Here is a 12,599-nt window from a genome sequence, read left to right on the forward strand (position 1 = left end):
GGCGTGAATTAGTTCACGCCTTTTCGCTCCTCTTTTTTTCAGGTGGGGGCGATGCGGCTCACCACAGGTCAGAAGGAAACGCGCAGCGTCACCTACCTGGTTGCCGCGCAGCTGCTGATCTTCCAATCGTCGCTGGGTCAATACGTAACGCCCATCTACTTCGGCGCCCTCGCGCGGCAACTGGGTTACTCAAACCAGCAGCTCGCGGCGATCGGCACCACGGAGGCAGCCGCCTCCATCTTCGTGGTCATCGCGATTGCCCTGTTCATCGGCCGCCTGGACATGCGCAAGTTATGCCTGGTTGCCGCCGGCATGCTGACGGCGGCCACGCTGGCCTGCGCGCTCACCACGGACCCCGCGGTGCTGCTGATCCTTCGCGCACTGGTCGGCGCCTCGGCGACCGTCATATCCAGCGCGGGGATGGTTTACGTCGCCGCCACGGCCATCCCGGTGCGATGGTTCGGCGTGCAGATGACGCTGACCACGCTTCTGACGATGGCGGGCCTGGCCGGCATGCCGATCATCGAGCGTCAGTTCGGACTGCCCGGCTTCTACGTCACGCTGGTATTGCTCGCTCCGGCCACTTTCTGGGCGGCGTTCGTGCTGCCTGCGCACCCAAAGCCGGCCAGCGAAGCGCTCAAGGGCGATTCTTCACTGGCCGCGTCGGCCGGCTGGCGGAATCCGGCCGCCATTATCGGGTTGCTGGCCATCCTGGCCTACGCGGCATACATCTACCCGATGTACAACTTTTCCGATCGTATCGGCACGGCCATCGGACTGGCGCCGGTATACATCGGGTTCGTCCTGTCCGCGACGACGCCGATCGGCGTCGTCGGCTCGCTGCTGGCCACGACGCTCGGCAACCGGTTCGGCGCGGTGCGGCCGATTGCCGCCAGTGCGGTGCTGGCGGGGATCGGATACATGTACTTCCATTTCTCGACGGACGTGGTGGGTTTCTGGGTTGCGATTTCCGTCATGAGTTTCATCTGGAACTTCGCTCAGCCGTATCTTGTTTCAACCGTCGGCCGGGCGGACCCGGATGGCCGGTTTGTCTTTCTGAACGGTCTGGCTTTCGAGGGAGGCAGGATCCTCACGACATTTGTCTTCGCGGCATCGCTGAGCGCTATCGGTCCGGCCGGCCCGGCTTTGCTGGGGACTGTCTTGATGACGCTTTCGGCCATGCTGATATACGTTGCAGTGAGGTTCATACGAACAGGCACGGCGCAGGGAGTGGAGTCGCCGCGGCAAGCGCACTGAGCGCTCGGCGAGAATCAATCGGCCCTCAGATCGACCTTTGACAGGAACCTGCTGGTGAATTCCTTGAGCAGTTCGTCCCGGAGATACGCCGCATCGCGCATTCCGGCGGCCTCGGCCCGATCGGGGTCCCGCGCCCGCAGGGCTTCAATGATTTCAATGTGCGGCAACAGGGCCGAACGGGGCGTCCTCTCTCCTTCGAAATAAACGCTCAAGCGCATCAGACGCTGCCCTTCGTCGAGCATCTGCTTCAGCCAGCGAGTGAGGTACTCGTTGCCGGCGGCCTCGGCAATGGCGACATGAAACTTGCGATTCAATGCAATCTGCCTGCTGAACTGGCGCGCCTTGCGCGCCTTGTCGAGTCTCTCTTCGATAACCTCGATCTTCTCCAGTTCCTCGTCCAGGATGTGGATTGCCGCCAGCCGGCAGGTAACGCGATAGATCAGCTCGAGCGCGTCCAGAAAAGACGGGGCCGAACCGACATCGAAGGGGGCCACGATCGAACTGTGATTCGGCAGCGTCTTGACCAGGCCTTCGGCGGACAGGCGAATCAGCGCCTCGCGGACCGGCGACCGGGAAAGCTTGAAGCGCACGGCAAGCTCGCTTTCGTCGAGCAAGGTCCCCGGCGCCAGCTTGAGACTGAGGATGGATTCGCGCAATTTCTCGTACACGTGACTCGCGCCCGTGCCTCTTGGGCGCCTCGCGCGCCGGGGTCCAGCTTTTGTTTCAGCCATGGTCAGCAACCTGCCTTGTTTCCCGATTCTGGGCCTTTATCGTCCGGCCCGCAATAAAGCCCGTCGTGATCGCGGGCCCGATGCCGAGGCCGGCGGCCCCGTAATCGCCTCCGGTAACCGTCAGTGTCTCGCTGCCGGCGGCGTACAGACCCGGTATGGGCCTGCCCTCATCATCCAGCACTCTAGCGGACGCATCGGTAGCCAGGCCGGCAAACGCGCCCAGGTCGCCCGGGTACAGCCGAACTGCATAATACGGTGCCTTTTCCAAGGGTCCGAGCGATGGATTCGGCGATTGGGCCGTGTCGCCGGCTGCGCGCGAGTACGGATCGTCTCCGCGCCCGAAGTCCAGGTCCCGGCCGTTCTCCGCGAAACCGTTAAATCGCTCTACCGTGGATTCCAGGCTCCCCGCGTCCATGCCCAGTTTTTCGGCCAGCCCGGAAAGCGAATTCGCGCGCACCAGGTACCCGGAATGCAGATGAGGCGCCAGCCGCCCCGGGAACGGCGGCGCTACGCCGAGGCCGTAGCGGCGCAAGGCCCGGTGATCCGCGACGACCCATGCCTTGCCTTCCGGTGGACCGCCCTCTCCGACCAGTTCGATTACGAAGCGGTGATAGCAATGGGCTTCGTTGCAGAAACGCCGTCCGTCACGACCGACCACGATGACTCCGGGCTTGCCGCGCTCCAGGAAATGCGGAAAGCCTACCCTGGATCCGTCAGGCTGGGGCACAAGCGAAACCGGCGTCCAGGCGGCAGGCTGGGAGCACTTTTCCGAAATCTTCGCGCCCACGTCGCGCGCCAGGACATGACCGCTGCCGTTCCCGGACGGCACCAGTGAAACGTGACGAACCCCCCGTTGCACGTGTGCATAGCGCTGTTCTCTGAGTGAAACGTTTGCCGTGTATCCGCCGCAGGCCAGAACGATGCCGCAACGCACGCGAATCCGATGCTGCTTACCGGCCTTGCCGGCGACAAGTGCGCCGCTGACCCGACCGTTCGTCCGGATGAGTCTCACTACTTCCCTGCCCTTGCGCAGGACTATGCCGCGCTGGTCCGCCGCGGCCAGCAGCGCTGCGACCAGGGCGTTGCCGCCGGTCAGCCGCAGCCCCCTTGGATGGCCCAGCAGTCGATCCAGCAGGTAACGCAAGATCAGGCCGCCGACCCTGAGCCATGCGGCAGGGGAGCGCCGTAGCGCGAAGTAGCTGGCGAGATCGTTGCCCGCAACCGACATGCCGCCGAACAACATCGTTGTCGGCAACGGGCAGCGCAAGTCGGCAAGCCTCGCTCCAAGAATGCGGCCGTTGATGGGCCGCGGACTCAGGGCGCGCGCCCCCCGGGAAGCGCCCGGCAGATGCTGGTGGTAATCCATGGAAGTTGTCGTGAGCTCGTACGAAATCCCCGACTGCTCTTCGAGGAACGCAAGCGCACGCGGGGCGTTTTCCACGAATGCGCGAGCCCGCGTTGGATCGAAATACGACGACGCAGCCGCCTTCAGGTACGCCAATGCGGATTCGGTCGTGTCCGGCACGCCCGCATCCAGCGCCTGACGGCTGAGCGGGGCCCATACCATGCCCTCCGAATAGGCGGTCGCACCGCCGTAAACCACGGACCTCTCCACCACGGCTACAGAAAGACCCCGATCGCGGGCGGACAATGCGGCGGACAGTCCCGCGGCGCCGGACCCGAGCACGAGCACGTCGATCTCATCGGGCAACATCGCTTGTCTCCCCGGACGGGCCTGCATCCGGCATATGCCACCAGGACTCCGCCCGGGCCTTGAGTTCGTCGTCGCTAACCGCTGACAGGGCATTGCCATGCCTGCGGACGGCTACCGAAGAAGGGACGATGTCCTCGATGCCATCCGGCAACTTGTGCGGTGAATCCTCGACCGCCAGGAAGTCCCTGATCCAAAGCGGAACGAAGTGCCTGTGCCGAAGCAGCCAGCCGTACACCGCCAGGTACAGTTCCGGATCGTAGCCTTCGCCTTTACCGGGCGGAATATTCAGCTTCGGGGCCAGTTGCCGAATCTCCAGCATCAGCGCTTCCAGCACGCTGGGCGAAGCGTTGGCCGCTTCGCGTGAATGCATGGGATTGGACATTTCCCGCCGCCGCGCCGCCTCCAATTCACGCCGCAACTCGAGCGTCGGCGCGGGAACAAAGAAGGTCGCGGAGGACGCGGCCAACAGCGCCTCCGCCGGGTCGGATTCCGGCCGGGCCACTTCCATGAATCGGTTGCCGACGAGCGGGATCTCTCCCACCAGCAGGTTCTTCCCGTTGCTTCGCTTCTCGGCCCACTGCCGTATCGCGCCGCGTACCCAGTTGCCGGCGGCCAGCCGGATACCGGCATGCGTTACTCCAGCCACCTCGGGGTAGCGCTCAAGCAGATCCGGTCGCTCGAACGCGATGCGGGCGACGTCCCACTGCAACAGCGATACCTTCCTGCCCAGCGTCGCCGCGATCAGGACGGTCTGCTGCAGCATCAGGCTTTTGCCCACGCCGGGTAGTCCGGCGAAGAAGATCATGCGGTCGCTTGCGGCGTGCTGCTCGATCGTGTCGCGCAGCGCCGAACCGAAGGGAATGATGATGCCGGCCACTGCCGCTACCGGAACGCGTCGACGCTGGGCATGTCGCCCACGGGAACCTCGATTACCGTCGGCAGGGAACTGCCGAAACCGGATTCGAGGCTCTTGACGAGTTCATCGGGCGACTCCGCGCGCGAGTAGTTTGCCCCGAAGGACGTCACGAGCTGTTCAAAGTCCGGGTTGACCAGGTCCGAAGCGATGACGCGGCCGCCATAGAGGCTGCGCTGCATCTGCTGCACGTTGCCGTACTGGTTGTTGTTGAACAGCACGGTGACCAGTCCGATTTCATGTTGCACCGCCGTGGCGAGTTCGGCAACGGCGAACATGAAGCCGCCGTCGCCCGTGACTGACACGACGAGCGCCTCGGGCCGGGCGGACTTGACCCCCAGGGCCGTGGGAAAACCGTACCCCAGGGTGCCCATGTAGCCCGTTGAAATGAACGTGCGCGGCTTGTAGACCGGCATGACGATGCGGCTCGCAAATCCCACCTGGGTCAACTCATCGACGAATATGCCGTCCTCTCCCAGCGCATGGCGGATCGCCTCAAGCCAGGCGATCTGCGGAGCCAGCGTCTTGCTGCGCTCGCGCCAATCCGCATGGATACGCTCCATCTCTTCCTCGCGGGAGCTGCGGTCCCGATTGTGCGCGGCAAGGCGCTCCAGCAGCGCCGGCAGGGCATGCTCCAGCGTCGCGACAATAGATACGTCAGGCGTCATGTGGCGCCAATGCACATCCGGATCGACGTCGATGCGGACCAGTTTCCTCTGCTTGCTCTCCCCCCAGCCCTTGAGCGGCCCGCGCACCGAAGTGCCCAGCGCCAGTACGGCGTCACAGCGCTGCCACAATGGCCTGGCTTCGGGCAGAGTGCAGCTCAGGTAATGGCGGCTGTCCAGCACGCCGCGGCCGGTGCGGTAGCCCACGACCGGCGCTTCAAGGGTTTCCGCCAGCCGACCCACCAGCTCCGAGGATCCCTGCGCTCCGTTGCCGACGAAAATCATCGGGTTTTGCGTTTGCCCCAGGAGCCTGGCGGCCGATTCGACGGCCTCCGCGTCCAGCGGCGGCCGATTCGGTTCGGGAAGGCCGGGAATTTCTCCGACCTGCTCGCGTTCCGCCAGGACATCCATGGGTATCTCAACGGCCGCCGGCCGCGGGCGTCCGCTGCACATGGCCGTCAACGCTTCCGCGACCAGGATGGGGATATCTGCCGGGCGCGTGGCGCGCTTCGCAAACTTCGTTAGCTGCTCCAGAATCGCAAGCTGGTCCGGTATTTCATGCAATGCGCCCAACCCCTTGCCGATGGCGTTTCGGGGTATCTGGCCGCACAGGAACAGCACCGGCGCGTTGAGCGCAAAGGCCGTGGCAAGCGCGGCCCCCGCGTTGAAAAGGCCGGGTCCCGGCACGACGGCGCAGACCGACGGCCTCCCGGTCGAAAGGGCCGCCCCGAGCGCCATGAAAGCGGCGCCCTGCTCGTGGCGGGTATGCAGAACGCGGACCTTGTCGCGAGCGTCGTAGAGGGCGTTGTACAACCAATCATTCTGGATGCCGGGCAGGCCGTAGACCGTGCCCAGGCCGTGTCTGAGCAATGCGGCAACCGTGGCCTCGCCGCCTGTCATCACCTCAGCCATTCGCGACACTGTGTATCGCCCGTGTGGCGAGGTACTCTTCGATCCCTGCGCGGCCACGCTCCCGGCCGAATCCCGATGCGCCGAAGCCTCCGAACGGCGCGTCCGCGTTGGTCGGCGCGCCGTTGATCGACAAGCTCCCTACGCGCATCCACCGGGCAAAGCGCATCGCGCGACCGACATCGGCCGCCCATACCGCCCCGGACAGTCCGAACTCCGTGCCGTTGGCTATCGCCAGGGCCTCGCTCTCGTCATCGAAGGCAAGTATCGAGAGCACGGGCCCAAAAATCTCCTCCCGGGCCACTTCCATGTCAGGGCTGACGTCGGAAATCACGGTCGCCCGCGCAAAATACCCCTTCCCGACGCCGGCCGGCAGGTCCCAACCGCCACACAGCACGCGCGCGCCTTCCTCATCGGCGCGGCGGACAAATCTTCTGACTTTGCGAAGCTGCGCCTTGCTGGCGAGCGGTCCCAGCGTAGTTTGGGGGTCGCGGGGATCGCCGGCTGCATACTCGCCGGCGAAAGCTACGGCGAGTTCTTCTGTCCGGGCCTTGAGATGAGCGGGAACCAGCAAACGCGAAAGCGCCGCGCAGGTCTGACCGGCGTTCTGAAAGCACTTCGCGACGGTCTGCCGCACGGCGCTCTCGAGAAGCGCCTCGTCCAGTACCACGGCCGCCGACTTGCCGCCCAATTCCAGCGCCACCGGCCTGACAAGCCGGCCGGCTTGCGCCGCAATGCGCGCGCCTGTCCGGGTCGACCCTGTAAAGGAGATCATGTCGACGCCGGCGGCCTCGACCAGCGCCTTGCCGACGGTCTCCCCGCTGCCCTGCACCAGTCCCAGGGAGCCTTCCGGCACCCCTGCTGCGTGGCAAAGATCGGCCAGTACCGTCACGGCGAGCGGGGCGGTTTCGCTGGGCTTGATAACGATGGGACAGCCGGCCGCAATCGCCGGCGCCAGCTTGCAGGCGGCAAGGTAAAGGGGATAGTTCCAGGGCGTTATCGCCGCCACCACGCCGATTGGGCAATGTTCGATGACGGAAGTGCCCAGCATTTCCCGGAAGCTGAGGTCCTCAATTGCCGCCGCCGTGCTGCGAAAGGTGTGCACCGCGGTAGGCAACTGCATCCGACGCGACTCCGCGATCGGCGTCCCGACTTCATCGGTCACCAGCAGCGCAAGTTCCTCTGCGCGTTCTTCCAGCGCGTCGGCGATGACGTTCAGCAGTTCGGCGCGTTCGGAGGGGCTCGAGCCGTTCCACACTCCGCGCGCAGCGGCCGCGGCGTGAACGGCGGCCCGGATCTGTTCCGGCGATGACTCCACGGATTCGGCAAGAATCGACCCGGTGGCGGGATTCAGGACCGGAATACGGCTGCTTCCGCCCGAGTCGCGCCAGCGTCCACCCCAGAATGTCATTGAGGCGCGCTTCAGGATAGTATCTGCGGGCGCGCCGTTCGCGCTGATTCTCATGCCTTATTGGCGCAGCCGGAAACTGCTTGTCGACAATGTGTATACATGGCATTATATTCCGTCGTGAGCGGCGACCAGTCTTCACCTCCCAGGCGAATCATCATTACGGGCGCCTCCAGCGGAATCGGCCAGGCTACCGCCCGGCGGCTGTCGGACGGCGACACCATCATCGTGAATCTGGATCTTGCGGACGGCGCCGGCACGGCCGAACAATGCAAGGGGCGATTCCATACCGTAATCGCCGACATGGGCGATGCGAACAGCGTTTCCGAGGGCTTCCGCGAGGCCGACCGACTGCTTGAGGGGGAAGCGCCCGACCTCCTGGTCTGTTGCGCGGCCCTGAGCCGCGCATCGCGCTTTCTCGAGGCACCGCTGAAAGACCTGGACCTGATGCTGAAGGTCAACGTTCGCGGCACCTTCCTGTGCTGCCAGGAGGCGGGACGCCGGATGGCGGCAAAGCGTTCCGGCAAGATCGTCGTCATCACTTCGCTGTGCGCCGCGCAGGGCTGGGCACTGGAATCGATCTATTGCGTCACCAAGGGCGCACAGCAGTCAATCGTTCAGAGCGCCGCAGTCGAACTCGCCCCCATGGGCATACTCGTCAACGCGGTCGCTCCCGGAATCATCGAAAACACAGGCGATTCCATGGCCAAGACCCGCACGGACCCGGACGTTTTCAGGCACGAAATGGAACGCACGCCGGCCGGACGATGCGGAACGCCGGCCGAAGTGGCGGACGCCGTGCATTTCCTGGCCAACGCGACATGGATGACGGGCCAAACGCTGTTTCTCGACGGGGGATTCATGGCCACCGGCCTGGCGTACATCGGCAAGACCCGCGAAAGCCTGGAAGAGGATGGGGCGGGCCGCGCGGAGAGTTGAAAAAAAGGAGAACAGGAATGGTCAAGGTCATGTGGTTCCTCAAGCGGGCGGAGCATCTGTCGCTGGCGGAATTCCGGCGCTGGTGGCTCGAAGACCACGCTCCCGATATCGTTGCCGACCAGACACCCCACTTGAAGCGCTACATCGTGGATGCCCGGGTGGACGACGACTCGACCCTGGCCGGCAAGCCACAGAATGAATGTCCATGGGACGGCATCGCCGAACAGTGGTTCGATTCGATCGAGGACTACAACGCCGTCTATTCCCGCGATGATCGGCCCACCCGCGCCGACACGCTCGCTAACACCAGCGCCTTTCAGCGCCTGGTCGTTGAAGAGCACGAAATCGACGTGTCGTAATTTCCGTCCTCGGACAATCCGGTGTCCTTCGAAAACCTGACCGCCGTTTCATCCGACTCGATTCTCGGCCTGGCCCAGGCCTTCCGCAGGGACCCTGCGCCCGAAAAGATCGACCTGACCGTGGGAATCTACCGGGACGACGATGGGCAAACGCCCGTGATGCACGCCGTGGCCGAGGCGGAGCGTGCGCTGCTCGCCGCGCAGACGACCAAGTCCTATCTGCCGCCGATCGGGCTGCCCGGATACCGCACGCGAATTCGCCAGCTGGTTCTCGGCGAACTCGACGCCGGACTGGCCGATCGCACCGGTGTTCTCCAGACGACCGGCGGCTGCGGCGCGCTGCGCATTGGTGCCGAGTTGTTTGCCGTAGCTCAGCCGGACAAACCGGTTTACCTGAGCGATCCGACCTGGGGCAATCACCACGGCCTGATGTCAGGTGCGGGGCTCGGGATCAGCACCTACCCCTATTTCGATCTTGACGGGCATACCCTCACGATGGATGCGATGCTCGATTGCCTTCAGCGCGCGCCGGAACAGAGCCTGGTTGTCTTGCAGGCCTCCTGCCACAATCCGACCGGGGCGGATCCGGACGCCGAGGCCTGGGCAGCCATACTCGATCGGATCGAACAGCGCGCACATCTGCCGTTTTTCGACCTCGCGTACCAGGGGCTGGGTGCGGGATTGCAGCAGGATGCCCTGCCGGTGCGCATGGCCGCAAAGCGCCTTGGGGAGTTCCTGGTGGCCGTGTCCTGCTCCAAGAATTTCGGTCTGTACCGCGAGCGCGCAGGCGCCCTGCTGATGGTTGCGGCAGACGCAGGTCAGAGGCGGGTGCTGGAATCCCGGGTCAAGCAAATCGCACGCGGCATGTATTCCATGCCCCCCGCGCACGGAGCGTTGATCGTGGATCGCGTACTCGCCGATACGGGCCTCAGAAATACTTGGCGCCGGGAACTTGCCGTAATGTCGCAAAGGCTTGCCGTACTCCGAACGGGCCTCGCCCGGGCGCTGGCCGAGCGGCGACCTGACCTGGATTGCTCCTGGATCGCCACCGGAAATGGATTGTTCCTCCAGCTGGGAATCGATACGGGCGTTGTCGACCGGTTGAGGGACAAGAACCACATTTACATGGTTCGGGACGGCCGGATCAACGTTGCCGGCCTGAATGGCCACAACCTTGCGGTTTTTGCTGACGCCCTCGCGCCGCGGCTTCCCTAGCTCCGGACAGCGCCAACCCTACGCCCGGGCCTTCGCCAGCTTGTCCATCGTGGCGGTCATGGCTTCGGCCATTGCGGGTTCGCTGCTCATGTGGCCGGACGCCGGTGCGATGATCAGTTCGCTGCCCGGCCAGGCCTTGTGCAGTTCGTAAGAGGTTTTCGGAACCGCCACGATATCGTAGCGGCCGTGAATCAGGGTGCAGGGAATGTGCGTGATGCGGTCCAGTTCCTTCCATAACTGGTTCTCGCCCAAAAACCAGCGATGCTTGCGGAAGTGTTCGCCGATCCTTGCAATCGGCAATTGCGGCCCAGCGCTCAGGTCGTGGCGGACCTGTTCTTCGGTGGCCTCCAGATAGCAGGCGTAAAGTTCATACCGGCTGTAATCGCAGGCGGCGGTTTCACGCGCATGAGCAGGGAGCGTCTCGTCCTTGGCGATCCGGGCCAGTTCTTTCAGCTTCTTCTCATCGGGCACATCCGTGAGGTCCGTCTCGATCTTGTCGAATATATCCGGGAAGAAGTTCCGCAGCCCGGAACTGAACCACGCCGATTCCTCCTCCCGGGCCGTCCATGCGCCGCGGAGCACGATGGCGAGAACGCGGTCGGGGTGGGCCTGCGCGTACGCCAGCGCCAGTGTGGTTCCCCACGACCAGCCGGTGATTGCCCAACGCTTCACATCCAGCAATTCGCGAAGCAGTTCCAGGTCGGCGATGAGATGTTGCGTCGTGTTATTGCGCAATTCGCCCAACGGCAGCGACCTGCCGGAGCCCCTCTGGTCGTACATGAGCAGGCGGTACCGGTCCGGGTCGAAGAAACGGTGGTATTCGGGAATGCTGCCGACGCCGGGGCCGCCGTGAATTTCGACTACGGGGATCGCGCCCGGACTGCCATACTCCTCGAAATAGAGCTCGTGCCCGTCACCGGTGGGCAGCAACCCCGACCGCCTGGGCGACTGTTCGGGGTACTTGTAGTCCCACCCCTTCATGTCGAAATCCTGTGCACTAAAATCAGGCCCCGCAACAATTCGGGAATTATTGTAGTTGTCGGTCACAGGGAAAATACGGGGTCTTCAACATGTCGGCCTGGTGGTGCCCGACGTCAGCGCCGCGACCGAGTTTTTCGTCTCAGGCCTGGGCGCCGAGCCGTTGTTCTCCGTGGGCCCGATCGAAGTCGACGACGAACGTGCCGAGCGCTACGACGTGAAGCCGGGATGCACGCTCGTCAGTCTGGCAATGCTTCGTATCGCCGATGGCCCCAACCTTGAGTTGATCCAGTTCGAGACAGATACCGGAGACCCCACCCCGCCGCGCAACGACCAGGCCGGAGGCCACCATCTTGCGTTTCAGGTTGACGACATCGACGAGACGGCGCGGCAACTGCTCAAGGCGGGAGCAAGTCGCTGCGGGACCCCCGCCAATGTACTGGGTGGACCCTTCGATGGTCTCGGCTGGCATTACTTGCGCACACCCTGGGGGAGTTACGTCGAATTGGTGGCGATTCCGGACGACGGAATCGGTTTCGAGCGCGGCGGCTCCCAGCGCTTGTTCAGGCCATGAAAAGCGCGTTCCCGACGCCGCGAGTATTCGCTGCATTTCTGTGTGCCTGGGCGATTCTCGCTTCGGACTCGGGAGCGGCGCAGGCCAGAGTCCAGGAGAATGTCGTTTACGGCATGTACTCGGGCCTGGCGCTGCTGATGGATGTGCACTATCCCTCGGAGCCCAACGGGCATGGCGTACTATTCATACGCGGCAGCGGCTTTCACGCTCCGCTGGGCCTGGACGCCCGACCTCTGAAGGCGGCCCGCGACGAGCGCATGACCAGCCTGGTCGATGCCGGATACACGGTCTTCGCCATCAACCACCGGGCCGCGCCGCGATTCCGCTATCCCGCCGCCCACCAGGACGCCATTCGGGCCATGCGGTTCGTCCGCCATCACGCGCAGGACTTCGGGATCACTGCGGACAGGATCGGGGCGGTGGGCTCGTCTTCGGGCGGCACCCTCGCGCTTGCGCTCGGCGTAATCGACGACTTCCCGCCCGCTACGGACACTAGCGCTGTCGGCAAGACCAGCAGCAAGGCGCAGGCTGTGGTTGCACTTGCCGCGCCCACCGACCTGGCACTCATGATCAACAGCTGGGAGGGGGCCGTGGACCTGGTTGCGTCGTACATGGGCGCTCCGGTCTACTCGGACACCGGTGAAGGCGGACTTGAGACCGAACTGGAGCGCGACTATCGAATGGCTTCACCGATTTCACACGTGGACAGAAACGACGCCCCGTGCTTGCTCGTTCACGGTGACAAGGACATCGTGGTGCCCTTCGCGCAAAGCGAGGCTTTTGCAGATGCCATGCAGGATGCAGGGGGCACCGTGCGGCTGCTACGGGTTCCAGGCGGCGGACATCGGTTACCGCCACGCGCCGAAGGCCCCGAAGCCATGCAATTGCTTGAGGCCATGATCGACTGGCTTGACTTGTACCTGAGGCAATAGCCGTC

12 protein-coding genes are annotated in these 12,599 nt (G+C 64.3%); 6 read left to right on the top strand and 6 right to left on the bottom strand.

The genetic code is table 11. The features are described 5' to 3' along the window. Nucleotides 1-51 precede the first annotated feature (51 nt). Nucleotides 52-1,257, top strand: a complete 1,206-nt coding sequence (locus tag F4Y72_03850; GenBank protein ID MXZ27422.1) for an MFS transporter — start codon at nucleotides 52-54, stop codon at nucleotides 1,255-1,257. 14 nt (nucleotides 1,258-1,271) lie between these two features. Here F4Y72_03850 and F4Y72_03855 read toward each other — a convergent pair whose 3' ends face one another. Genes F4Y72_03855 through F4Y72_03875 form a run of 5 tightly spaced genes read right to left on the bottom strand, consistent with a single transcriptional unit; the run spans nucleotide 1,272 to nucleotide 7,654 of the window. Then, nucleotides 1,272-1,988, bottom strand: coding sequence for a GntR family transcriptional regulator (locus F4Y72_03855; protein ID MXZ27423.1), 717 nt, complete (start codon nucleotides 1,986-1,988; stop codon nucleotides 1,272-1,274). Further along, complete coding sequence (locus F4Y72_03860) at nucleotides 1,981-3,801, bottom strand: FAD-dependent oxidoreductase (GenBank protein MXZ27424.1); 1,821 nt, start codon at nucleotides 3,799-3,801, stop codon at nucleotides 1,981-1,983. The genes F4Y72_03855 and F4Y72_03860 overlap by 8 nt, the downstream gene beginning before the upstream one ends. Next, nucleotides 3,689-4,579, bottom strand: coding sequence for a hypothetical protein (locus tag F4Y72_03865; GenBank protein MXZ27425.1), 891 nt, complete (start codon nucleotides 4,577-4,579; stop codon nucleotides 3,689-3,691). Before F4Y72_03865 ends, F4Y72_03860 begins: the two co-directional genes overlap by 113 nt. 5 nt (nucleotides 4,580-4,584) lie before the next feature. Beyond that, a complete protein-coding gene (locus tag F4Y72_03870) occupies nucleotides 4,585-6,180 on the bottom strand; it encodes an acetolactate synthase (GenBank protein ID MXZ27426.1) in 1,596 nt (531 codons plus the stop codon). Between the two features lie 4 nt (nucleotides 6,181-6,184). After that, a complete protein-coding gene (locus tag F4Y72_03875) occupies nucleotides 6,185-7,654 on the bottom strand; it encodes an aldehyde dehydrogenase family protein (protein MXZ27427.1) in 1,470 nt (489 codons plus the stop codon). Nucleotides 7,655-7,699: 45 nt separating this feature from the next. Between F4Y72_03875 and F4Y72_03880 the strand changes: the two genes are divergently transcribed. The 3 genes from F4Y72_03880 to F4Y72_03890 are packed head-to-tail and all read left to right on the top strand — an operon-like array spanning nucleotide 7,700 to nucleotide 10,110. Next, the gene (locus F4Y72_03880; GenBank protein ID MXZ27428.1) at nucleotides 7,700-8,536 is read left to right on the top strand and encodes an SDR family oxidoreductase; all 837 of its coding nucleotides are present in this window, start codon (nucleotides 7,700-7,702) and stop codon (nucleotides 8,534-8,536) included. Next, nucleotides 8,365-8,895 (top strand): hypothetical protein, encoded by a 531-nt coding sequence (locus F4Y72_03885; GenBank protein MXZ27429.1) that lies wholly within the window; start codon nucleotides 8,365-8,367, stop codon nucleotides 8,893-8,895. The genes F4Y72_03880 and F4Y72_03885 overlap by 172 nt, the downstream gene beginning before the upstream one ends. Before the next feature lie 21 nt (nucleotides 8,896-8,916). Next, on the top strand, nucleotides 8,917-10,110 hold the full coding sequence (locus F4Y72_03890) for an aspartate/tyrosine/aromatic aminotransferase (protein MXZ27430.1): 1,194 nt from the start codon (nucleotides 8,917-8,919) through the stop codon (nucleotides 10,108-10,110). An 18-nt stretch (nucleotides 10,111-10,128) separates the two neighbouring features. Here the strand turns inward: F4Y72_03890 and F4Y72_03895 are convergent, their stop codons facing one another. Continuing rightward, nucleotides 10,129-11,091: an alpha/beta fold hydrolase gene (locus tag F4Y72_03895; protein ID MXZ27431.1), complete on the bottom strand. Its 963-nt coding sequence runs from the start codon at nucleotides 11,089-11,091 to the stop codon at nucleotides 10,129-10,131. Nucleotides 11,092-11,146: 55 nt separating this feature from the next. Here F4Y72_03895 and F4Y72_03900 point away from each other — a divergent pair, with 55 nt between their 5' ends. Further along, nucleotides 11,147-11,662 (top strand): hypothetical protein, encoded by a 516-nt coding sequence (locus tag F4Y72_03900; GenBank protein MXZ27432.1) that lies wholly within the window; start codon nucleotides 11,147-11,149, stop codon nucleotides 11,660-11,662. Next, nucleotides 11,659-12,594 (top strand): prolyl oligopeptidase family serine peptidase, encoded by a 936-nt coding sequence (locus F4Y72_03905; protein ID MXZ27433.1) that lies wholly within the window; start codon nucleotides 11,659-11,661, stop codon nucleotides 12,592-12,594. The genes F4Y72_03900 and F4Y72_03905 overlap by 4 nt, the downstream gene beginning before the upstream one ends. Nucleotides 12,595-12,599 lie beyond the last annotated feature (5 nt).

The sequence above is a fragment of the Gammaproteobacteria bacterium genome (genome assembly GCA_009838035.1).
GTDB lineage: Bacteria > Pseudomonadota > Gammaproteobacteria > Steroidobacterales > Foliamicaceae > Foliamicus.